This window comes from Aeromonas sp. DNP9, assembly GCF_001728955.1.
Lineage (GTDB): Bacteria > Pseudomonadota > Gammaproteobacteria > Enterobacterales > Aeromonadaceae > Aeromonas > Aeromonas veronii.
This window is the reverse complement of sequence record NZ_LYSQ01000029.1, coordinates 1-22,022: the sequence shown is the minus strand read 5'-3', so window position 1 is coordinate 22,022 and position 22,022 is coordinate 1. Positions and strand designations below refer to the sequence as shown.

The window sequence follows — 22,022 nt, the reverse complement described above, 5'->3', positions numbered from 1 at the left end:
ACGAGAACGCCGCCCCGAAGGGCGGCGTTTTTTTACGCGATAGGCAGTTACTGCTTGATCAGGGTGTCATCGGTTACCTTGACCGCCGCACCGCCACTCATAAAGAAGCTGGCGAACTGGGTCTGGATCTCGGTGGTGACCGCGCCAACCTGATCGAAGTTCTCGTCAGGAGCCAGCAGCGAGCTATGGCCCCCTTTCAGGAAGCGCGCAGCATGGTGACCCGCCGGGAGCACGCCGGAACCCTTCAGCTCTTGCAAACCCAGCACCTGGAACAGCGGCTCGGTGCCACCCAGCGGCGCAGAGGCGATGCTGTTGGGGATCACTTGATCCGGTAGGTTGAGGGCGCCATCACCCACAATTTCGGTGGCGAACAACGGGAAGCTCTTGGCGACGCCACTGCCCAGATTGATCGGGTCGGCAGAATCCAGCACTGACTGGGCGGCAAAGGTATAGCTCTGCAAGGTGCTCGCCGCCCCCGCCTGCGTGGCTGCATCCAGACTGGGCAGGAACTCGTTGACGAAGCAAGTGGCGGCAGCCGTTTTGCAATTCGGTGCATAGGCGGTAAAGCCCGCTTTCAGCGCCGGACTGCCCGAGGTAAGCACGCTCATCTTGATGGTCGGCCCGAAGCTCGGCGAGTTGAGCAACAACGGCGCGATGCCGCCACCCGGCATCGCCAGACCACCGGTATCGAACTTGAACAGGGCATCAGCCTGAGCACTGCCGGTGGTCTGGTTGGCGACAGCCAGCAGATTGGCCCCGGTAATGGCTCCGAGTGAGTGACCGAGGAAGTGAACTTTCAGACCAGCACCACCCAATTGGCCACCCAGCCCCTTAGCATTGGCCAGACCGACAGCCAGGCGAAGGCCAAGCAGATCGGCCACGCTCTGTTTCAGGTTGTCCCGCGCCACCGTCAGATAGCCCAGATTCAGGTAGGGAGTCGGGTTCTCGGAGGTGGTGACGGTATCCATGCTGCCGCTCAAGGCGTAGCCACGTTCGCCGTGCAGCGGATGATCGATCACTACCACAGCGACGCTCTTGCTGGCTGTGGCACCGGCGCCGATTTGGCCCAGCGCCAGCGCATAGGCGTTCTCCTTGATGGAGGTAACCCCGTGCTGATAGATGATCACATCGGTAATGGTATTGAGCGGTGCGGCGGCAAAGATCCGCAGCGGTACCGATTGTACTTCGGTCAGGGTCGGCAACGGGTTGAAACGGCCGATATTGCGCTCGGCATCCAGCGGCTTGCCACCAGAGGTGAGGGTCACCCCGATCAGCTTGCTTGCCTCGGTCAGCAGTTCACTCTGACGGCTCGGGTCGGCGATTAGCTCACCCAGCAATGCCGGGTCCACGCCCGCCCCGACCAGCCCACCGATCACTTCGGTATCACCCGCTTTCAGCGCGTTGGCGATGGCATAGAGGCTGGGAATGGCGCCGTGCCAAGATTGGGTCTTGGCCTTGTCCCATGAGCCAGCTATCGCCGGGGTAGAGAGGAAGTAAGGGAGTTTGACGGTGCCGGTATACACCTTGGTCACCGCTGCAACTCCGTTTAAGGTGGCATTAGCCGCCACAGCGGCAGCAATCGCATCACGATCTTTCTGCGGCAAGAATGGCTCATTCGCCAGCTGGGTCAGAAAATCCACCCCGCCATTAAGACCGTTGATGGTATAGGTTGCCGGCAGGCTGGTATTGCCTCTGGCATCCTGTTTCCACAGCGCCGCGGCGTCCAGACTCGGGCTCTTCAGCACGGAAGCGGCGGCACTCTTCACCGCCAGCAGCACATCGGCACCAGATTGGGTGGCAAACCAGTCGGAGAAGATCACCCGATCGCTGGTGATCCCGGTGGCCGCCTTGAACAGACCTTCCTGCAGCGAGATCAGGCCGTTAATGGTCTGCTCCTGAGTAGTTGCGCCAGCTGTCGATTTGAAGCTGCTGTAATCGCCGCCCGCCTTGAGCGGTGTGCCACGACTGTCCTTGAGGGCATCGGTCGCCACTATCATGTAGTAAGAAGAGGGATTGAGCGGCTTGAGCGGAACCAGATTGAGCTTACCGTCCCCGCCAGTGACCACAAAGTCGGTCCCATAAACCAGTGGCTTGCTGCCCTTGACTCCATTGGGTTGCAGAGTGACCGGATCCAGCGTGAGCTCGAGCAGGTAGAGGGGCGCAACGGCAGAGGCATACTCGCTGGCCGCCGGTGCCGGCACAGAGACACCGGTCACAGTCGCCGGTACCAACTGGACGGGTTGGGTGGTTGACCAACCATCCAGAGTGGAGAGGGCAGATACCGGGTTCGACAGATCAGCCGTTTCTGTCGAAAACTTCAGGGTACCATCGCTGGCACGGGGGGCCAGCACGCTCGGGCGCACCCCGTTGGCGCCACTCAGGACGTAGTCGAGGGAGCTGGTGGTGTCTCCCTTGTTGTCATCTCCACCACATCCGGCCAGCAGGGCGCTGACAACAGCTGCATAAATTAGCTTCTTCTTCATTTTTTATTCTCTTTTTATAGGGTTGTTATCCATCACAAGCCAACGGGGTCATCACGACCTCGACTGCAAAACGTTAACATAAAACCAACACCAAATAAGACTCATGCTGGACAGTTCTGGCTCAGCTTTGTGGTGCATGTCATGGTTTCAGGTTAACAAAGGGGCGCAAGGGTAGCAGTTGTAGCCCCATCACCAGACCCGACCAGCCAGCGGGCACCATCACGACTAAAAAGCCGCCGCGATCTCGGCAAAGTGAGGGAATTGTCGGTAGAATGTCCGCCAACGCTTAAGGAGGACATCATGATCGACCCGAAGAAACTGGAAGAGATCGCCAAGCAGGTGCACAACTCCCTGCCGCCCGGCATTCGCAGCATGGGTGAAGAGGCCGAGAAGAAGATGCGTCAGGTACTGCAAGCCCAGCTGGGCAAGCTGGATCTGGTCAGCCGCGAAGAGTTCGACGTGCAGACCAAGGTGCTGCTGCGTACCCGTGAAAAACTGGCCGCCCTCGAAAGCAAGCTGGCTCAGCTCGAGCAGCAGCTCGGCGCCAAAGGCGAATAACAAAAACCCCAGCTCGGCTGGGGTTTTTGCTTTGTATTGAACCTGTAAAAACCATCACACCTGAAGCAGATACCAGGCCCGCTTGCCGCGTGCCTTGGCCTCATACATGGCACGGTCGGCCACCTCCAATGCCTGTCGGAAGCTCAATGGCTCCTCCCCCCAAAGGGCGATACCGATACTCAGCCCCACCCGTTGCGGGCAACCGGGTTTGGGCACATATCCGTGCATCCGGCTGATCAGGGCGTCGGCCAGTTGTGCCAGGCCATGGCTCGACACATCCCGATGCAAATGCACCACAAACTCGTCGCCGCCGTAACGACCACATAGCGCCGAGCCAGGCATAATAAGGCGCAGCCAGTCCGCCATCTGCTGCAACACCAGATCGCCGCAGGCGTGCCCCAGCTGGTCGTTGATCCCTTTGAAATCATCCAGATCGATAAAGAGCAGCGCCCCCGCCCCTTGCGGCTGCAGCTGAGCAAACGCCTTGCCAAACCCCTGCCGGTTGAGCAAGCCGGTCAGCGCGTCGCTGTTGGCGCGCTCCGCCAGTCGCTGCTCATAAGCCTTGCGCTGGGTGATATCGATATGGGAGCCCATGATCCGCAGCGGCTTGCCATCGCCATCCCGATCTACGACCCGACCCCGATCCCACAGCCAGGTGACCTCGCCTTGCGGATTGATGGTGCGGTATTCGGCTTCGTAGAAGGGGGTTTTGCCCTCAAGGTGGGCAAAGTAGCTGCCCATGGCATGGGCGCGATCGTCGGGATGGAGCTTGGCGCTCCACTGATCGAAATGAGGGGCCATGTCACCGGCCTGAAAGTTCTGCAGATTGAAGACCCGCAGCTCGCCGGTGGGAATGGTGCCCTGCCAGAGACAGATGCCGGTGCCATCGAGGGCGGCATTGAGCTTCTCCTGCAACAGGCCATTTTCATGCTGCAAAGCGGCGATCTCTGCCTGCAAACGGGCCATTTCACCGCCATGAGGGGACGGGATCAGCGTTGCGACCCGCTCGACAGAGCCGGTCTCTCCCCTGTCATCCTCCGCAGATGCCCTGCCCTCTTCACTCAACACTGCGCCTCCTTGTGCTTGCTCTATGGATGCTCTTGTCAATCCCCCACAAAGATGCCATCAGCTAGGCTCGATTAGTAGCCACTCATAGCCAAAATATTGAAAAATAATGGGATAACGCCGCGATAATCCGCTCATTCGGTACGATCCGGTACTGCGGCAGCCACAAAAAAAAGCCCCCGGCAAAACCGGGGGCTGCGTCATCCAAGCGGGGATCCCGTCAAATAAATTCGTAGGCATCACCAAAGATGCGCTCCGGCTCGGCGCCAAGAATCTTGAACTCCTCACGCGCGGCACCCGCCATCTCGAAACGGCCGGCGACATAGATGTCGTAGTCGTGGAGGCTGACGAAGTCATCCATGATCGCCTTGTGTACCAGCCCGCTCTTGCCGGTCCAGTCAGCCTCCGGCTCCTGCACCACAGGGATAAAGGTGAGCGGCGCATAGTCACGCTCCCACTGCTGCATCTGCTCCAGCTCATAGAGCCAGTGAGCCTGACGCACACCCCAGTAGAAGAACACCGGACGCTTGCTGCCCGTGTCGATCAGGTACTCCAGAATGGAGCGGGCGTAAGAGAAACCGGTGCCGCCCGCCATCAGGATCAGCGGACGGGGGGATTCATCGCGCAGGAACGCCTTGCCAGCGGGCAATTCGACCTCGATCTCCCCCTGCTCGCGCATGCGGGCCAGCACCTGACCGGCGTAGGCGTTCTCGGGAGTGGCACCAATTTGCAGCTCCAGCACGCCCGGGCGGGTCGGCGAGTTGGCGATGGAGAAGGGGCGCTTATCCGAATCGCTCATCACCACCAGCAGATACTGGCCCGGCTTGAAGCTGATCGCTTGCTGCGGCGCCAGGGCCACATGCCAGATGGTGTCGACATATTCGCGCAGTTCCTCTACGCGGCATTTGATACGTTGCATTCTTGTCCTTGTGGCGGGCTCGCTCGGCCCGCTTCGCTCATTGTTTCACTATGGAGTGACGACCAGCAGCCCTGGCCCCGTCAGTCGAGAATACTCAAATCAGTGCGGATCGCATCACTTTTTGCAGCAAAGCTGTCATGTTTGCCTCATCCGAGGATATTGAGCTCATCCCAGATGGCATCAACCTTCTGCTTCACCGCCTCATCCTGCACTATGGGCTGACCCCACTCCCGATTGGTCTCGCCCGGCCACTTGTTGGTGGCATCCAGCCCCATCTTGGAGCCGAGGCCGGAGACCGGCGAGGCGAAGTCCAGATAGTCGATCGGGGTGTGCTCGATCAAGGTGGTGTCCCGTGCCGGGTCCATCCGGGTGGTGATGGCCCAGATCACATCCTTCCAGTCGCGGGCGTTGACGTCATCGTCACACACCACCACGAACTTGGTGTACATGAACTGGCGCAGGAAGGACCAGACCCCCAGCATCACCCGCTTGGCGTGGCCCGGGTAGCGTTTCTTGATGGTCACCACCGCCATCCGGTAGGAGCACCCCTCCGGCGGCAGATAGAAGTCCACAATCTCGGGGAACTGCTTCTGCAGCAGCGGCACGAACACCTCGTTCAGCGCCAGACCCAGCACCGCCGGTTCATCAGGCGGACGGCCGGTGTAGGTGCTGTGATAGATGGCATCGCGCCGCTTGGTGATGTGGGTGATGGTGAAGACCGGGAACTCGTCCACCTCGTTGTAGTAACCGGTGTGGTCGCCATAGGGCCCTTCCGGCGCCATTTCGCCCGGTTCCAGATAGCCTTCCAGCACAATCTCGGCGCTGGCGGGCACCTCCAGATCGCAGCTGATGGCCTTGATCACTTCGGTACGGCTGCCGCGCAGCAGACCGGCAAAGGCATATTCAGAGAGAGTATCCGGCACCGGCGTCACCGCGCCGAGAATGGTCGCCGGATCGGCGCCGAGCGCCACCACCACCGGGAATCGCTCACCGGGATGGGCCTCCTGCCACTCGCGAAAATCGATGGCACCGCCACGATGATCCAGCCAGCGCATGATCAGCTTGTTTTTGGCGATCTTCTGCTGGCGGTAGATGCCGAGGTTCTGGCGCTTCTTGTAGGGGCCGCGGGTGATGGTGAGGCCCCAGGTGACCAGCGGCGCCACATCGCCGGGCCAGCAGTGCTGGATCGGGATCTGGTCGAGATCGACCGCATCTCCCTCCTGCACCACCTGCTGGCAGGGGGCGGAAGAGAGTCGCTTGGTCGGCATGTTGAGCACCTGCTTGAAGATCGGCAGCTTCTCCATCAGCTCCTTGAATCCCTTGGGCGGCTCGGGCTCCTTGAGATAGGAGAGCCAGACCCCGACCTGACGCAGGGCGCCCACATCGGGCTGCCCCATGCCCATGGCGACCCGATCCGGGGTACCGAACAGGTTGGTCAGCACCGGCATGGTGTAGCCTTTGGGATTTTCGAACAGCAGAGCCGGGCCACCCGCACGCAGGGTGCGATCGCTGATCTCGGTCATCTCCAGATAGGGATCTATCTCGCGGGTGATGCGCTTGAGTTGTCCGTTTTGTTCCAGCTGCGCGATGAAATCACGCAAATCCTTGTATTTCATGCAAGTTCCCAACCGGGTTCAGGAGGTCACGCATTATAACCCTGGCTGCCCATCGGGTGTACCCGAATCGGGCAGCAGACTCGGTGCAATGGGTGGCACGTCACGCTGGCCGAGGCGTCTGGCCAGCGCAGAGAGCAGTTGGGGCTCGTCCACCTCCATCAACAGACCGGCTACCAGCGCCCCGTATTGACGGTTGGAGAGTTCCGCCAGCAGGTATTTCTGGGCTTGCGGCGGCAAGGGGGAGAGTGCGCTCAGTTGGCGCAGGGCGGCTCCCTTCAATCCCTCATTGCCACTGGCAGCAATCAGCAAATCGCTGGCAGCACTGCCGTGATGGAAGCGGTTGATGGTAGAGAGTGCGCGCAGCGCATCCTGATCTGCCGGCCGCCGCCACAGCATGCTATAGAGCGCCGGTTCGCCAGTGCGCTGCAACAGATGGAACAACAGATGATTGTCGGGCAGATAGATATTCTGGCTGGCCAGCGCTTGCGCCTCCCGCATCCAGATCGGTTGCGGCAAGGTGTCGAGAGCCAGCAACAGGGCTTGCTGCTGCATGGCGAGATCGGGGTTACTGCTGTAGTAGATGGACTTTAGCTGGAAGCTGCCCTGGGCAAGCTGCTGCCGATAGCGCTGCATCAGTGATTGCAGCTGCCACTCCCCCAGCAACTGACGGGCCTGCGCGGCAAAATCATAGACAGGTTGCTGCACCAGAAAACCGTCGACCTGCTGCTCCATGAGCCACTCGGGGGCCTTGTCGGCCTGAGCCTCGACCCACTGTTGCAACGCAGGGGATGCAGGGGTGGTCGCGGGAATATCCCGCAGCAGCTGCAACAGCAGGAACTCCCGCCGCTCGCGACTCAGGGTCGCCAGCAGAGAGTCGATGGCTGCAAATTGCCCCTCCTGCAGACGGCCTGCCAGATAGCGCTGGTGAGTCTGCAACGTCTCGGCTGTAACCGCGATCGGTGCACTTTGCGCGCAGGCTGGCATTGCACTCAGCAACCCCAGCAATAACCAGAAAACAGGCGTCATGACGTCTCCATCCATGTGACATCGGGATCTCATACTACTAGGGCGACCGGAAAACAGATAAGCAAAAACCGCGACCAGGGCCGCGGTTTCGTCATTTTCTGACCGGACTTACTTCTGCTGGCGCCGCATGGCATCGAAGAACTCGTCGTTGGTCTTGGTCATCGCCAGCTTGTCGATGAGGAACTCGATACCGTCGATCTCGCCCATCGGGTGGACAATCTTGCGCAGGATCCACATCTTCTGCAGCTCGTCACCTGAGGTGAGCAGCTCTTCTTTACGGGTGCCTGAGCGGGTGATGTCGATGGCCGGGTAGACGCGCTTCTCGGCAATCTTGCGCGAGAGGTGCAGCTCCATGTTGCCGGTACCCTTGAACTCTTCGTAGATAACCTCGTCCATTTTGGAACCGGTATCGATCAGCGCGGTAGCGATGATGGTCAGGCTGCCGCCCTCCTCAACATTACGCGCGGCGCCGAAGAAGCGCTTGGGACGGTGCAGGGCGTTGGCGTCCACACCACCGGTCAGTACCTTGCCGGATGACGGGATAACTGTGTTGTAGGCGCGAGCAAGACGGGTGATGGAGTCCAGCAGGATTACCACGTCTTTCTTGTGCTCGACCAAACGCTTGGCCTTCTCGATCACCATTTCGGCAACCTGAACGTGACGGGAAGCAGGTTCGTCAAAGGTGGAAGCGATCACTTCACCTTTCACCATGCGCTGCATCTCGGTCACTTCTTCCGGACGCTCGTCGATCAGCAGAACGATCAGTTCACAGTCCGGGTGGTTGTAGGCGATGCTCTGGGCGATGTTCTGCAGCAGCATGGTCTTACCGGCCTTGGGCGGCGCCACGATCAGGCCACGCTGGCCTTTACCGATGGGGGAAGCCAGGTCCAGTACACGGGCGGTAATATCTTCGGTAGAGCCGTTACCCCGTTCCATACGCAGACGTTCGTTGGCATGCAGGGGGGTAAGGTTTTCAAACAGGATCTTGTTGCGGGAGTTTTCCGGACGGTCGTAGTTGACCTCATTGACCTTGAGCAGTGCGAAGTAGCGTTCGCCCTCTTTCGGAGGCCGGATCTTGCCGGAGATGGTATCGCCGGTACGCAAGTTGAAGCGGCGGATCTGGCTCGGGGAGACGTAGATATCGTCAGGGCCTGCCAGATAGGAGCCGTCTGCACTGCGCAGGAAGCCGAAACCATCGGTCAGGATTTCCAGCACACCGTCGCCAAAGATATCTTCACCACCCTTGGCGTGCGCCTTGAGGATTGCAAAAATAATATCTTTCTTGTGCGCCCGAGCCAGATTTTCCAACCCCATGGATTCGCCAAGCTTGACCAGCTCGGACACAGGAGTGTTCTTTAATTCAGTCAGATTCATAGTGGTGAAAGTCTGTAAGCAAGGATTGAAATGAGGAGACAGTCTGCTGGATTGATGCTGATCGGATTTGATTGCCAGGCTGTGGTTAGCAAAGAGTCAGGCAAAAAGGTTAGCAAACGAGCGATAAACTAGCACCAATCGGGATGAGCGTCTAGGTGATAAAACACAAGGAGCGCATTATTGCAATGCGCTCCTCTTTAATTATTACAGGTTGCCGTCCAGGAACTCTTTCAGCTGAGTCTTGGACAGTGCACCGACCTTGGTCGCTGCCACTTCGCCATTCTTGAACAGCAAGAGGGTCGGGATACCACGAATGCCGTACTTGGGCGGAGTATCAGAGTTATGGTCGATGTTCAGTTTGGCTACGGTCACGCGACCTTCGTACTCTTGGGCAACTTCTTCCAGGATCGGGGCAATCATCTTGCACGGACCACACCACTCGGCCCAGAAGTCGACCAGAACGGCGCCATCGGCTTTGATTACATCTGCCTCGAAGCTGGCATCGCTCAGCTGAACAATCTTGTCACTCATCTCCAACTCCAGTCAGTAATTAAGGCTTTATTGACATATCAACAAAGGCAATAGTTGCCCTATTTGAAATGATCCTGTTTATTATTGCAAGCCTAACCTGATAACCTACCGCCATGAGCAAAACACACTTAACGACCGACAAATTCGCCCAAATGGGCCTCGAACCCGAAGTTCTGGCTGGTCTGGAATCAAAGGGATTTCACTATTGCACCCCCATCCAGGCACTGTCTCTGCCACTGCTGGTAGAAGGTCATGACCTCGCCGGTCAGGCCCAGACAGGAACCGGCAAGACCATTGCCTTCCTGGCCGCGACATTCAACTATTTGCTGACTCACCCGCTGACTAAGCCCCGTCTGGTTAACCAACCCAGAGCCATCATCATGGCACCCACCCGGGAACTGGCAGTACAGATCTATAACGATGCCGACAGCATCGCCGCTTCTACCGGCCTGAAACTCGGCCTCGCCTACGGTGGCGAAGGTTACGACAAGCAGCTGGCCGTGCTGGAGCAGGGCGTCGACATCCTGATCGGCACTACTGGCCGCATCATCGACTACTTCAAGTCCAAGGTGATCGATCTGAGCAACATTCAGGTCGTGGTACTGGACGAAGCGGATCGCATGTTCGATCTGGGCTTCATCAAGGACATCCGCTTCCTGTTCCGCCGCATGCCGCCCGCCACCGAGCGTCTGAGCATGCTGTTCTCCGCCACCCTCTCCCTGCGCGTGCAGGAGCTGGCCTACGAACACATGAACCACCCGGAACATGTGCAGGTCGAGCCTGAGCAGATGACCGGCGTGCGGATCAAGGAGGAGCTGTTCTACCCTTCCAACGAAGACAAGATGTTGCTGCTGCTCTCCCTGATGGAAGAGGAGTGGCCGGAGAAAGCGATCGTCTTCGCCAACACCAAGCATGTCTGTGAAGACGTCCATGCCTGGCTGGAGAATGACGGCCACCGCGTCGGTCTGCTGACCGGTGATGTGCCGCAGAAAAAGCGGATGAAGATCCTCGAGGATTTCACCAAGGGTGCGCTCGATATTCTGGTCGCCACCGACGTGGCTGCCCGTGGTCTGCACATCCCTGACGTGACCCACGTCTTCAACTATGACCTGCCCGATGACGCCGAAGACTATGTACACCGTATCGGTCGTACCGGTCGTGCCGGCAAGAGCGGTCACTCCATCAGCCTGGCCTGTGAAGACTATGCCTTCAACCTGCCGGCCATCGAGGAGTACATCCACCACGCCATTCCGGTCAGCAAATATGATCGCGAAGCACTGCTGGATGACGTGACCCCGCCGAAACGGGTGTTCCGCAACCGTCAGCCGGTGAACCGCAACATGCGGGATCGTCAGGGCGGTGGCAACAGCAACAACCGTCGTCGTCCGCCGCGCAAGAGCTAAGGACAGGCCCGTTGCACAACTCGCCTCTCTATGCCGCTATCGACCTCGGCTCCAACAGCTTTCATATGCTGGTGGTGCGCGAGGTCGCCGGTGCCCTGCGCACCGTCGCCAAGGTCAAGCGCAAGGTTCGCCTCGCAGCCGGGCTAGATCCGGAATTTCGTCTCAGCCGTGCCGCCATGGAGCGGGGCTGGGACTGTCTGCGTCTCTTCTCCGAACAGTTGCAGGACATTCCGGCCGACAACATCCGGGTGGTGGGCACCGCCACCTTGCGCCTCGCTACCAACGTCGATGAGTTCCTCAGCGAAGCGGAACGGGTACTTAACCACAGCATCGAGATCATCTCGGGCGAGGAAGAGGCCAAGACCATCTATGAAGGGGTCTCCTGGACCTCTGCCGGGGAAGGCAACCGGCTGGTGATCGACATCGGCGGTGCCAGTACCGAACTGGTGATCGGCGAACATAGCGAAGCAAAACTGCTCAACAGCCTGCACATGGGCTGCGTCACCTGGCTCAACAATCACTTTGGTGATGGCGAGCTCTCTGAAGCCCGTTTCGAGCAGGCGATTGCTGCCGCCAAGGCGGTGCTGGAGAAGGTGGTAGAAGATTACCGCGCCCTCGGCTGGCGCACCTGCGTCGGCGCCTCCGGCACGGTACAGGCGCTGCAAGAGATCATGCTGGCGCAAGGGAAGAGCGAGCGGGTCACCCTGCCCAAGCTCCAGGAGCTGATGGGTCAGGCCATCGCCTGCGGCAAGCTCGACCGGCTGCAACTGGAAGGGCTGGCGGCCGAGCGGCTGACCGTGTTCCCCTCCGGCCTCGCCATCCTGATCGCCATCTTCGAAACCCTCGATATCGAGAGCATGACCCTCGCGGGTGGCGCCCTGCGTGAAGGACTGATCTACGGTCTGCTTGGCAACAATCACGACTGTGATGCCCGGGATCGCACCGCCGACAGCCTGATCAGCCGCTATCAGCTGGATAAAGAGCACGCCGAACGGGTGCGCGATACCGCTGTCGAGGCGTTCAACCAGCTGCAACCGGCATGGCGACTCTCCAAACGCTACGGCCGCCCAATCTTGCGTTATGCCGCGCTACTGCACGAGATCGGCCTCTGTATCGAATACAAGAAGGCGCCGCAACACGCCGCCTATATCATCGACAACATCGACATGCCGGGCTTTACCCCTGCGCAAAAGAAGCTGTTGTCGGCCCTGCTGTTCAACCAGCGGGACGAATTCAAGCTGGAACCACTGGAGAAACAGGGTGCCGTCACCGGTCGTCAGGCGATCCGGCTGGCCCGCATCCTGCGCATCGCACTGATTCTCTGCATGCGCCGCACCCAGGGCACAGTACCCAGCTTCACCCTGCAGGCAGAAGAGGAGTCACTGACCCTGACCCTGCCCAAGGGCTGGATGGATGAACACTACCTGCGCGCCAGCGAGCTGCGCTTTGAAGTGGAGCGCCAGCAGAAGATGGGCTGGCCGACCCGCGTACAGGAAGCCTGACTCAGCAACCTGCCTGTTTTGGAGCCGATCATGCCGGATTATCAACCCATCAGCTGCGATCTCTACGACTGGCTGGAAATTGCTGCCAGCTGGCAACTGCCGGTGACCCTCACCGGCCGCGATGATCGCCAATGGGATGACAAGATCCGCACTATCGAAGCCAGCGAAGGGGTCGAGTATCTGTTGCTGCACAGTGGCGAGCGGCTCAGTCTGGCAGAACTAGCGACCCTGCGCCTGCACTGGCAAGGGGAAGAGAAGCTGATCCGCTTCGCGCCAACCAACTGAACCCAGTACGAAAAAGGAGGGCCAACATGACGTTGGCCCTCCTTTATGCATCCGCAACTCGCACCGGCTGTTAACTCGCCGCCAGCGCCGCCATCACATAGACATCGAAGCGGTTGCTCTTGGTCTCAATGGCCATGCTGGGCTTCTGCTCGTTGAGCCAGCCGGCGTAGTCCGGCCGCTTCACCACCACCCGCTTCTCTGCCATTTGAAGCGCAGCTGGCAGCAGAGCATCGGCGTCAAGATCCGGCCCCACCAACGACTGGAACACCCGCATCTCCTTTTTCACCAACGCTGACTTCTGCTTGTGCGGGAACATGGGGTCGAGGTAGATCACCTCGGGCCGCTCCGGCAACGCCAGCAGGTTGTCCACCGCCGGGCCTTGCAGCAGGTGCATCCGCTCGCTGACCCAGGGGCCAATCTCGGGATCCTGTGCCGCCCGCGCCAGCCCATCCTGCAACAGAGCAGCCACCGCAGGGCTGCGTTCGATCAGGGTCACCTTGCAACCGAGGGAGGCGAGCACGAAGGCATCGCGCCCCAGCCCGGCGGTAGCATCCACCACGGTTGGTGTGGCACCGGCCTTGAGCCCCACCGCCTTGGCGATGGATTGACCGCGACCGCCACCAAACTTGCGACGATGTGCCACCGCCCCTTCCACGAAGTCCACATAGACGGCACCCAGCTTGGGCTCGTCCAGCTTGCGCAGCTCCAACCGTTCCGGGGTAAACACCAGGGCAAACTGGGGAAGGTCGAGCTGGGCAAGCTGGCTGGCCAGCGCGTCTGCCTGCGCGGCCTTGGCGGGGTCTTCGAGGAGGATTTGCATGGTCTTTGGATGCGTTCTAAGTTCAGTGAACCGAGTGTACCACAGCCCCTTCAAGTCGCTGTAGGGAGGAAATCCCATGAACCTGTTCATTGCCCTGCTCCTCGCCGCCCAGAGCGGCACAAACCTGAAGGTCTGCGGCGTAGACTGGCCTCCCTTTTCCTATGCCGAACAGGGCAACCTGAAAGAGGGCATTTCGGTGGAGATCCATCAAGAGGTGGCGCGCCGCCTTGGCATGAACCTCACCCTGCTTGAACTGCCTTGGGGGCGCTGCGAGCAATATGTCAGCACCCAGCTGGCGGATGGCATTCTCGACAATGCCCCTCTCCCTGGTTGCTATCACTCTGACCTTGCCACCGCCTTCTATCCTCTGGCCGCCTATGTGCGTACCGACAGTCCGTTACAGAACTTCTCGTGGGAGATGGCCAAGGGGCTGAAAGTAGGAATGGTCAGAGGGTATGACTACACGGCCAAGATCAGGAGCTTCACTGGCTGGGAGCCCATCAAGGTTCACTCCGACAAACAGCTGCTACTGATGCTGGAAAAGAGCCGGGTCGATATGATCATCCTGGACTACTTCTCTGCCCCCATTCTGTCGAGGGAGCAGGACGTCAGGATCCGCGCCCTCACCCCCTTTATCGATTCGACGCCACTCTACCTCTGTTTTGGCAAACAGAAGGCTGACCTGCTGCCTGCCTACAACAAGGCGCTGCAACAGATGCAGGATGAGGGAGTACTGGATCGCATCTATCTGCGCTATCTCGGCGAGGATTACCGGACATTGAAAACCAAACAGGAACAGATGACATCAAAGGAGTGAGCGCCACTAGCTGATCTGCAGAAACATCCCTTTGTCATTGAGCTGCAGATATTCGGTGAGATCGTCATAGGCCAGCGGACGGCTGAGCAGATAACCCTGGGTGAAGGCACACCCCTTCTGGCATAGGAAGTTGAGCTGCTCGCGGGTCTCTACCCCCTCAATCACCACCTGCATGCCCAGGTTGTGCACTATGTTGATGATGCCGTCGAGCAGCATCCGATCCTGCTCATTGAAGGGGATATGGCGCACGAAGGAGCGGTCGATCTTGACCAGATCGACCGGGAAGGTGCGCAGATAGTTGAGGGCCGAGTAGCCGGTACCGAAATCGTCGATGGCCAGCTTGCAACCCGCCTCGCGCAGGGCATCGATCCGCACCCTGTGCTGATCACTGCTCTCCATCAGCAGAGATTCGGTGATTTCGATGACGATGTCGGCAGGATCGAGCCCGAAGTGCTGGATCACCTTGAGCCACTCGCTCGCCTCTGGGTCAATGGTCTGGAACTCCATGGTGGAGCGGTTGATCGACATCTGCAGATCCGGGAAGCCGGACTGCTGCAATCGTGCCAGATCCCGGCACGACTGCCACAATACCAGCGCCCCCAGCCCCTGAATCAGGCCAGCCTCTTCCGCCAGCGGAATGAACTCGGCAGGGGAGACCTGTCCCCATTGGGGGTGATACCAGCGCACTAACGCCTCCAGCTTGGCGACCCGTCCGCTGCGATTGTCCCAGATGGGCTGGTAGGCCATGGTCAGCTGCTCCAGCTTGATCGCTTCGGCTAGATCCTGCTGCATCTGGTGGCGCTGGCGTACCTCTTCCCGCATGGATGAGCAGTAGGCTCCGAGCAACCTTCCCTGCCGCTTGGCCGCAAACAGCGCCTGTTCGGCGTTGCGCAGCAGCTCGTCGCTCTCGCTGCCATCGACCGGACAAAGAGTCATGCCGATGGTCGCGGTCACATAGAGATGCTGGTTGGCCAGCATAAAGGGACGGGCAAAGCTGCCGATCACCTGCTTGGCAAACACCTCGGCCTGACGGCGGGTGACGATGCCGGGCACCAGAAACGCGAACTCGTCGCCACCGATACGGGCCACCAGATCTTCGGTGCGCACCCGGCTCACCAGTCGATCCGAGACCTCCCGCAGCAGGGCATCGCCAGCATGGTGATCCATGCTGTTGTTGACCGCCTTGAAGTTGTTGAGGTCGAGCACCATGAGCGCGAAGCGCTCGCCCCGCTCGCAGAAACGGGTGAGGCAGCGGCCAAACAGCCAGCGGTTGGGCAGGCTGGTGAGGTTGTCGTAGTTGGCCTGGGTCGCGATCTTCTGCTCGGCCACCTTGGTCTGGGAAAGATCGCTGAAAATGGCGATATATTGCTGGATTTTGCCGGCTTCGCGCAGAGTGCTGATCATCAGCTGCTGCGGATAGAGCTTGCCGTTCTTGCGCTTGTTCCACACCTCACCACGCCACCCCCCCACCCGCTCCAGCGCGTGGTACATGTCGGCATAGAAGGTCTGATCGTGCAGCCCCGACTTGAGCATGCTGGGACGCTGACCCCGCACCTCGTCACTGCTGTAGCCGGTGATCTGCTCGAAGGCCGGGTTGACCGAGATGATGCGGCTGTCGGCATCGCACACCAGAATCGCCTCGGAGAGGTTGTCGTAGACCCGGTGAGAGAGCTTGAGCTGCTCCGCATGGCGCTTGAGGGGATCGATATTCTCCAGCAGCACCATCAGGTAGTCCGGCTGCTGTTGTTCATCGCGGATCAGTGTGACAGTTACCCGCCCCCACAGGATCTCGCCCCCCTTGCAGAAGTAGCGCTTCTCCTGGGTGAAACTGCTGCGCTCGCCACGCCGGATCTCTTCGTAGCACTCAAGGCTGCGCTGCCAATCCTCCGGGTGATTGATGTCGGAGATGGATCGATGAAGCAGCTCGTCGAGGGGATAACCCAACATCTTCTCTATGGCCGGGTTGGCCCAGAGAATGCGGCCGGTGAGATCGAGCTTGCCGATCCCCACCGGGGCCTGAAACAGCATGCTCTGCAGCACATGGGGGGTATCAGGCAAGAGTTGCGGCAGCTGGCGTTGCAGCATCAGCGCCAGTTCGCGACCGGCCAGCGGCCCCAGCAACCGGAGCAGCCCCATCACCTTGGTCATATTGGCCTGCGGCTGACGATAGAGCAGGCAGCAGATGCCTATGGTCTCGCCATCCGCATCCTTGAGGGCGATCCCGGCGTAGGCCTGGGCCTGCCACGCATCGGCAAGCGGCATCGCGGGGAACAGCTGCAACAGACGATCGCTGAACCAGGCTTCCCCCTCCTGCCAGGTAATGGCATCGGGAGAGTCAGTGATTGGCAGCGTCAGGGTATCGGGGTCAAGAGAGGAGGGATGGGCAGCCTGAACCGTCAGGTGGGTAGCATTTGATTCCCTGCTGGCGATCAGGACGACATCAGCCATCACTGCTGCGGCGATTTCACTCACAAAAGTATCGAAATATCCCTGGCCGCTCGAATGAGCCAGACTTGAGATGATTTGATAGACGGAATCGAGTGCTCGCCTCATGGCAAGTGGCTTTCTCTCCTTGAAGGTTAGAACACGACTCTACTGAAGAGCCGTGGGCAGTGCAAATATGCAATCAGCAAGATATTAAAAAGCCTTGAAAAAAGGGACCAAAAGGTCCCTTTTTGTCGCAGAAATCACGACTCGATCCCACTATGCCGCAAAACAGTGTACCTGCTTGAAGCTCACACAGGCGGCGGGTCAGGACTCTCAGGCAGCGATCCCGCTGTGTCGCAACAGCGCATCCACCTTGGGCTCACGACCACGGAAGGCTCGGAACAGCTCCATCGGCTCCTTCGAGCCTCCCTTCTCCAGAATATTCTTCAGGAAGGATTGGCCGGTCGCCGGGTTGAAGATCCCCTCCTCCTCGAAGCGGGAGAAGGCATCGGCAGAAAGCACCTCGGCCCATTTGTAGCTGTAGTAGCCCGCCGCATAGCCGCCCGCGAAGATGTGGGAGAAGCTGTGCTGGAAGCGGTTGAACGCTGGCGGCGTCATCACAGCTACCTGACTGCGCACCTCATCCAGCAGCGCCGGGAGCTGCGCCGGATTGGCCGGATCAAACTCCTGATGCAGGCGGAAGTCGAACAGGGCGAATTCCAGCTGACGCAGCATCTGCATCGCCGCCTGGAAGTTGCGGGCGGTCAGCATCTTCTCCAGCAGATCGGCAGGCAGCGGCTCGCCGGTCTCGTAGTGGCCGGAGATAAAGGCCAGCGCCTCGGACTCCCAGCACCAGTTCTCGAGGAACTGGCTCGGCAGCTCCACCGCATCCCAGGCCACGCCGTTGATACCGGCTACACCGGCCACATCGATGCGGGTCAGCATGTGGTGAATGCCGTGGCCAAACTCATGGAACAGGGTGACCACTTCGTTGTGGGTGAACAGTGCAGGCTTGCCATCCACCGGGCCGTTGAAGTTGCAGGTCAGGTAGGCCACCGGCTTTTGCAGCGAGCCATCCTGACGGTAGCGACGACCCAGACAGACATCCATCCAGGCGCCGCCCTGCTTGTGCTCGCGGGCGTAGAGGTCGAGATAGAAGCTGCCGCGCAGCTCGTCGTCGGCATCGAAGATGTCGTAGAAGCGCACGTCCGGGTGCCAGGTGTCGATGCCGAGGCGCTCGCGCACCTTCATGCCGAACACCCGCTTCACCACTTCGAACAACCCCTTCACCACCTTGCTGGCGGGGAAGTAGGGGCGCAGCTGCTCATCGGAGATGGAGAACTTGTGCTGCTTGAGCTTCTCGGCGTAGTAGGCGAGATCCCAGGCCGCCAGCTCGCTCTGGCCGTGTTGTTCGGCGGCGAAGGCGCGGATCTCTTCCAGCTCGGCTTTGCCTTGCGGCAGGGATTTGGCCGCCAGATCGGTGAGGAAATCCACCACCTGACTGGTCTTGTCGGCCATCTTGGTCGCCAAGGAGAGCTCGGCATAGTTGGCAAAGCCCAGCAGCTGAGCCAGTTCGCGTCGCAGGGCGAGGAGCTCGGTCATGATGGCGGAGTTGTCCCACTTGCCGCCATTGGGCCCCTGATCGGAGGCGCGGGTGGTGAAAGCCTCATACATCTCGGCGCGCAATTCGCGGTTGTCGGCATACATCATCACCGGCAGATAAGAGGGGATATCCAGGGTGAACAGCCACCCCTCTTTGCCCTTGAGCTCGGCCATCTGACGGGCAGCGGCACGCACGCTGTCGGGCAAACCGGCCAGTTCGGCTTCATCGGCCACCAGCTTGTTCCAGCCCTGGGTGGCATCCAGCACGTTGTTGCTGAAACGGGAGGCCAGCTCGGAGAGGCGGGCCTGAATTTCGCCGTAACGCTGCTGCGCCTCGGCAGGCAGACCGATGCCGGAGAGGCGGAAGTCGCGCAGGGTATTCTGGATCTCCTTGCGCTGGGCACCGCTCAGCAGCGGGAAATCATCGCTCTGGGAGAGGGCCAGATAGGCCTGATAGAGCCCTTCATGCTGACCGACATAGGTCTGGAATTCGGAGAGCAGCGGCAGGCAGGCGTCATGGGCCTCGCGCAGCGCTTCGCTGTTGAGTACGGAGTTGAGGTGGCTGACCGGTGACCAGATCCGTGACAGGCGGTCATTTACCTCTTCCAGTGGGGCAATCAGGCTATCCCAGGTATGGGGATCACGCTGGGCCAGCACATCGCTGATCTTCTGCTTGCAGTCAGCAATCGCCTGAATCACGGCAGGCTGAACCTGCTCCGGCTTGATCTGGCTGAAAGGGGGCAGCGAATCCATTGTCAGCAAAGGGTTATTCATCCCGGTTACCTCTTGTTTGGTCTTGAACAGACCGCTTTAGCAGCTCTGTATGGCTTTCTAACATGTGGCCAAGCCACGCAATAATCAAGCGGGAATCCACCTCTCGGCACTGTTTTCCCCTCTTTGTGAACTCAAACACCTCTCTGCCAGATACTGGACGGCAACAGCATGAATAATGGGTACTTTTTTGCTCTTTTTGCAGCTTTTTCAACTCTCGAATCACCAGGCTGCAGACCAAATCCACTCAACACAGGAGTAGGTCACAGCAGTGTATCTCTGGCCCTTTCCATGCTGGGAAAATAACTAATCAACAAATTAATAACCAAAACAAATCATGCACATACGTTGATTAATTTGTTTTTAAGTGCATATCATAAGCTGCCTGTTACTCAGGTCACTTGATTCTCTGTGCTGCACAGAAATCGGGTGAAAAAGGCAAAGCGACCCGAAAGGGCGCGACGCAAAGCCACCGGTCTAAGGGAAAACACCTATGACAGCGGGGCTGCCCCCGGGAGCGTTCGGCCATAGCTGGACGCTCCGTTTGTACTGTATGGAGATATCAAGATGAACAAATTGAAGTTATCCCTGCTGGGCTGCCTGCTCGGCATGGGCGCCCCCATGGCATATGCCACCAGTGCCGGTCAGGCGATGGTCAACCCCCAGTCCGGCGTAGTGGTCGGCTATTGGCACAACTGGTGTGACGGCTCGGGCTACAAGGGCGGTATCGCCCCCTGCGTCAAGCTCGATCAGGTCAACCCGCAATACAACGTGGTCGATGTCTCCTTCATGAAGGTCTATGGCAGCGATCCCATCCCCACCTTCAAGCTCGACCCGGCCATCGGCATGAGCGAAAGCCAGTTTATCGAGCAGATCGCCGAGCTGAACCGTCAGGGCCGTGCCGTGCTGCTGGCGCTGGGCGGTGCCGATGCGCACATCGAGCTGCGCAAGGGTCAGGAACAGGCCTTTGCCGACGAGATCATCCGTCTGGTGGAGACCTATGGCTTCGACGGGCTGGATATCGATCTGGAACAGGCCGCCATCACCGCCGCCGACAACCAGACCGTGATCCCGGCGGCCCTGCGTCTGGTCAAGGATCACTACCGCGCCCAGGGGAAAAACTTCCTCATCACCATGGCGCCAGAGTTCCCCTATCTGACCCAGACTGGCGCCTACATCCCCTATATCCGCAATCTGGAAGGGTACTACGACTGGATCAACCCCCAGTTCTACAACCAGGGTGGCGACGGTATCTACATCGATGGCATCGGCTGGATTGCCCAGAATAACGATGCCCTGAAAGAAGAGTTCATCTACTACATGGCGGATTCGCTGAGCAACGGTACCCGCGGCTTCTACAAGATCCCCCATGACAAGCTGGTGTTCGGCATTCCGACCAACATCGACGCCGCCGCCACCGGCTATGTGCAGGATCCGCAGAAGCTCTACAACGCCTTCAACCGCCTGAAGAGCGAGGGGCAACCGCTGCGTGGCGTGATGACCTGGTCCATCAACTGGGACATGGGCCGCAACGCCGCCGGTCAGTCCTACAACGAATCCTTCATCAAGAGCTACGGCCCCTTCATCCACGATCAGGAGATCACGCCCCCGGACGACAACGGCAAGCCGGTGTTCAGCGGCCTGAGCGATGCCCGCATCAAGCAGGGCACCGCCTTTGATCCGCTGGCCGGTGTCAGCGCCAACGACAAGGAAGATGGCGACCTGACTGGCCAGATCCAGGTAGAAGGCTCGGTAGACGGCCAGCGCATCGGCCTCTACCCCCTCACCTACAAGGTGAGCGATCGCGACAACAACGTCACCGAGCAAGTACGAACCATCGAGGTCTACAGCATGAAACCGGTATTCAGCGGCGTCACCGACACCACGCTGGAGCTGGGTACCCCCTTCGATCCGATGACCGGCGTCAGTGCCCATGATGAAGAAGATGGCGACCTGACCGCCCAAATCAAGGTCAGCGGCAGCGTCGATAGCAGCAAGGTCGGCCGCTACACCCTCACCTATCAGGTGAGCGACAGCGCCGGTCAGCAGGTAACCCAGCAGCGCAACGTGACCGTCAGGGAGCAGGGCGCCGTCTGTGAAAACAGCTGGGACGCCAAGAAGGTCTACGTGGGCGGCGACATCGTCAGCCACAACGGCAAGAACTGGCTGGCAGGCTGGTGGACCCAGAACGAAGAGCCGGGCACCACGGGTGACTGGGGCGTCTGGCGTGTACAGGGCGACAGCGACTGCGGCGGCACAACGCCACCCGCAGAAGGCAGCAGCGACTTCACTGTCAGCGCCATGGGTTCCGACTACACCATAGTTAACGGTCAGGTCTCCATCCGCTTCAACATCACCACCGCCAACCCGGTGCAGATCTCTGCCACGCTGGAGCAGAGCGGCCACAGCCACGGTACCACCAGCAGCCAGGTGAACGGCACCAGCACCCTGGTGCTACAGGGCAGCAATGTCACCGATGGCAGCTACGACGTGGTTATCACAGGTCTGGCGGACGGCCAGCAGCCGGTGGTACAGCGCTTCCCGGTTGCGCTGACCGAGCAGAGCAGCGGCGGTGGCGAGGGCGACTACCCGGCCTATGCCCCCAATACCAGCTATCAGGCCGGTGATCGGGTCAGCAATGCCGGTGGCAACTACGAGTGCAAACCCTGGCCTTACAGCGGCTGGTGTGGCGGCTCGACCAGCCACTATGCGCCGGGTACCAGCACAGCCTGGAGCGATGCCTGGATCAAGCTCTGACCTTGTCGCCGATTGATACGGGGGAGCAATGCTCCCCCATATCAATATGAAGAGAGCTGTATTCAT

General features: G+C 59.7%; 16 protein-coding genes and 1 riboswitch. Of the genes, 6 read left to right on the top strand and 10 right to left on the bottom strand.

Going from position 1 to position 22,022, the window contains the following annotated elements; all coding sequences use genetic code 11:
* Window positions 1–47 precede the first annotated feature (47 nt).
* Window positions 48–2,483: a VolA/Pla-1 family phospholipase gene (locus tag A9G06_RS18280; RefSeq protein WP_069556157.1), complete on the bottom strand. Its 2,436-nt coding sequence runs from the start codon at window positions 2,481–2,483 to the stop codon at window positions 48–50.
* Between the two features lie 300 nt (window positions 2,484–2,783).
* Between A9G06_RS18280 and A9G06_RS18275 the strand changes: the two genes are divergently transcribed.
* The gene (locus A9G06_RS18275) at window positions 2,784–3,041 is read left to right on the top strand and encodes an accessory factor UbiK family protein (protein WP_005339429.1); all 258 of its coding nucleotides are present in this window, start codon (window positions 2,784–2,786) and stop codon (window positions 3,039–3,041) included.
* Window positions 3,042–3,095: 54 nt separating this feature from the next.
* Here the strand turns inward: A9G06_RS18275 and A9G06_RS18270 are convergent, their stop codons facing one another.
* The 6 genes from A9G06_RS18270 to trxA all read right to left on the bottom strand — a co-directional run bounded on the left by A9G06_RS18270 (window position 3,096) and on the right by trxA (window position 9,572).
* On the bottom strand, window positions 3,096–4,109 hold the full coding sequence (locus A9G06_RS18270) for a sensor domain-containing diguanylate cyclase (RefSeq protein ID WP_083243836.1): 1,014 nt from the start codon (window positions 4,107–4,109) through the stop codon (window positions 3,096–3,098).
* Window positions 4,110–4,326: 217 nt separating this feature from the next.
* A complete protein-coding gene (gene fre / locus A9G06_RS18265; RefSeq protein WP_069556155.1) occupies window positions 4,327–5,025 on the bottom strand; it encodes an NAD(P)H-flavin reductase in 699 nt (232 codons plus the stop codon).
* Window positions 5,026–5,171: 146 nt separating this feature from the next.
* Window positions 5,172–6,641 carry a 4-hydroxy-3-polyprenylbenzoate decarboxylase gene (ubiD, locus tag A9G06_RS18260; RefSeq protein WP_005339421.1) on the bottom strand — a complete coding sequence of 490 codons (1,470 nt, stop codon included), beginning with the start codon at window positions 6,639–6,641 and terminating at the stop codon, window positions 5,172–5,174.
* 33 nt (window positions 6,642–6,674) lie between these two features.
* The gene (locus tag A9G06_RS18255) at window positions 6,675–7,667 is read right to left on the bottom strand and encodes a hypothetical protein (protein WP_069556154.1); all 993 of its coding nucleotides are present in this window, start codon (window positions 7,665–7,667) and stop codon (window positions 6,675–6,677) included.
* 108 nt (window positions 7,668–7,775) lie between these two features.
* Window positions 7,776–9,041: a transcription termination factor Rho gene (gene rho / locus A9G06_RS18250; RefSeq protein WP_005339417.1), complete on the bottom strand. Its 1,266-nt coding sequence runs from the start codon at window positions 9,039–9,041 to the stop codon at window positions 7,776–7,778.
* Between the two features lie 204 nt (window positions 9,042–9,245).
* A complete protein-coding gene (gene trxA, locus A9G06_RS18245) occupies window positions 9,246–9,572 on the bottom strand; it encodes a thioredoxin TrxA (protein ID WP_005339416.1) in 327 nt (108 codons plus the stop codon).
* A 113-nt stretch (window positions 9,573–9,685) separates the two neighbouring features.
* Between trxA and rhlB the strand changes: the two genes are divergently transcribed.
* The 3 genes from rhlB to A9G06_RS18230 are packed head-to-tail and all read left to right on the top strand — an operon-like array spanning window position 9,686 to window position 12,762.
* Entirely contained in the window at window positions 9,686–10,975 is a 1,290-nt protein-coding gene (gene rhlB / locus A9G06_RS18240) for an ATP-dependent RNA helicase RhlB (protein ID WP_005339414.1), read from the top strand.
* 11 nt (window positions 10,976–10,986) lie between these two features.
* Window positions 10,987–12,477: a guanosine-5'-triphosphate,3'-diphosphate diphosphatase gene (gppA, locus tag A9G06_RS18235; RefSeq protein WP_069556153.1), complete on the top strand. Its 1,491-nt coding sequence runs from the start codon at window positions 10,987–10,989 to the stop codon at window positions 12,475–12,477.
* Window positions 12,478–12,507: 30 nt separating this feature from the next.
* Complete coding sequence (locus A9G06_RS18230) at window positions 12,508–12,762, top strand: Rho-binding antiterminator (RefSeq protein ID WP_069556171.1); 255 nt, start codon at window positions 12,508–12,510, stop codon at window positions 12,760–12,762.
* Window positions 12,763–12,832: 70 nt separating this feature from the next.
* Here A9G06_RS18230 and A9G06_RS18225 read toward each other — a convergent pair whose 3' ends face one another.
* Window positions 12,833–13,582, bottom strand: coding sequence for a class I SAM-dependent methyltransferase (locus A9G06_RS18225; protein ID WP_069556152.1), 750 nt, complete (start codon window positions 13,580–13,582; stop codon window positions 12,833–12,835).
* 76 nt (window positions 13,583–13,658) lie between these two features.
* On the opposite strand from A9G06_RS18225, the gene A9G06_RS18220 reads away from it, so the two are divergent.
* Window positions 13,659–14,399, top strand: a complete 741-nt coding sequence (locus A9G06_RS18220) for an ABC transporter substrate-binding protein (protein ID WP_069556151.1) — start codon at window positions 13,659–13,661, stop codon at window positions 14,397–14,399.
* Window positions 14,400–14,405: 6 nt separating this feature from the next.
* Here the strand turns inward: A9G06_RS18220 and A9G06_RS18215 are convergent, their stop codons facing one another.
* Both A9G06_RS18215 and prlC read right to left on the bottom strand, forming a co-directional pair.
* Window positions 14,406–16,952 (bottom strand): bifunctional diguanylate cyclase/phosphodiesterase, encoded by a 2,547-nt coding sequence (locus tag A9G06_RS18215; RefSeq protein ID WP_069556150.1) that lies wholly within the window; start codon window positions 16,950–16,952, stop codon window positions 14,406–14,408.
* Between the two features lie 207 nt (window positions 16,953–17,159).
* Entirely contained in the window at window positions 17,160–19,202 is a 2,043-nt protein-coding gene (gene prlC, locus A9G06_RS18210; RefSeq protein WP_069556149.1) for an oligopeptidase A, read from the bottom strand.
* A gap of 424 nt (window positions 19,203–19,626) precedes the next feature.
* A riboswitch (cyclic di-GMP riboswitch) is annotated at window positions 19,627–19,712 on the top strand.
* 54 nt (window positions 19,713–19,766) lie between these two features.
* On the opposite strand from prlC, the gene A9G06_RS18205 reads away from it, so the two are divergent.
* Window positions 19,767–21,956: an immunoglobulin-like domain-containing protein gene (locus A9G06_RS18205; RefSeq protein WP_069556148.1), complete on the top strand. Its 2,190-nt coding sequence runs from the start codon at window positions 19,767–19,769 to the stop codon at window positions 21,954–21,956.
* Window positions 21,957–22,022 lie beyond the last annotated feature (66 nt).

What these genes read in the sequence shown, in the direction of transcription:
- A9G06_RS18220 (WP_069556151.1), top strand. Translation starts at nt 13,659, where the DNA reads ATGAACCTGTTCATTGCCCTGCTCCTCGCCGCCCAGAGCGGCACAAAC.
- rhlB (WP_005339414.1), top strand. Translation starts at nt 9,686, where the DNA reads ATGAGCAAAACACACTTAACGACCGACAAATTCGCCCAAATGGGCCTC.
- A9G06_RS18215 (WP_069556150.1), bottom strand. Translation starts at nt 16,952, where the DNA reads ATGAGGCGAGCACTCGATTCCGTCTATCAAATCATCTCAAGTCTGGCT.
- A9G06_RS18255 (WP_069556154.1), bottom strand. Translation starts at nt 7,667, where the DNA reads ATGACGCCTGTTTTCTGGTTATTGCTGGGGTTGCTGAGTGCAATGCCA.
- rho (WP_005339417.1), bottom strand. Translation starts at nt 9,041, where the DNA reads ATGAATCTGACTGAATTAAAGAACACTCCTGTGTCCGAGCTGGTCAAG.
- ubiD (WP_005339421.1), bottom strand. Translation starts at nt 6,641, where the DNA reads ATGAAATACAAGGATTTGCGTGATTTCATCGCGCAGCTGGAACAAAAC.
- A9G06_RS18230 (WP_069556171.1), top strand. Translation starts at nt 12,508, where the DNA reads ATGCCGGATTATCAACCCATCAGCTGCGATCTCTACGACTGGCTGGAA.
- A9G06_RS18225 (WP_069556152.1), bottom strand. Translation starts at nt 13,582, where the DNA reads ATGCAAATCCTCCTCGAAGACCCCGCCAAGGCCGCGCAGGCAGACGCG.
- trxA (WP_005339416.1), bottom strand. Translation starts at nt 9,572, where the DNA reads ATGAGTGACAAGATTGTTCAGCTGAGCGATGCCAGCTTCGAGGCAGAT.
- fre (WP_069556155.1), bottom strand. Translation starts at nt 5,025, where the DNA reads ATGCAACGTATCAAATGCCGCGTAGAGGAACTGCGCGAATATGTCGAC.
- A9G06_RS18280 (WP_069556157.1), bottom strand. Translation starts at nt 2,483, where the DNA reads ATGAAGAAGAAGCTAATTTATGCAGCTGTTGTCAGCGCCCTGCTGGCC.
- prlC (WP_069556149.1), bottom strand. Translation starts at nt 19,202, where the DNA reads ATGAATAACCCTTTGCTGACAATGGATTCGCTGCCCCCTTTCAGCCAG.
- A9G06_RS18205 (WP_069556148.1), top strand. Translation starts at nt 19,767, where the DNA reads ATGAACAAATTGAAGTTATCCCTGCTGGGCTGCCTGCTCGGCATGGGC.
- A9G06_RS18275 (WP_005339429.1), top strand. Translation starts at nt 2,784, where the DNA reads ATGATCGACCCGAAGAAACTGGAAGAGATCGCCAAGCAGGTGCACAAC.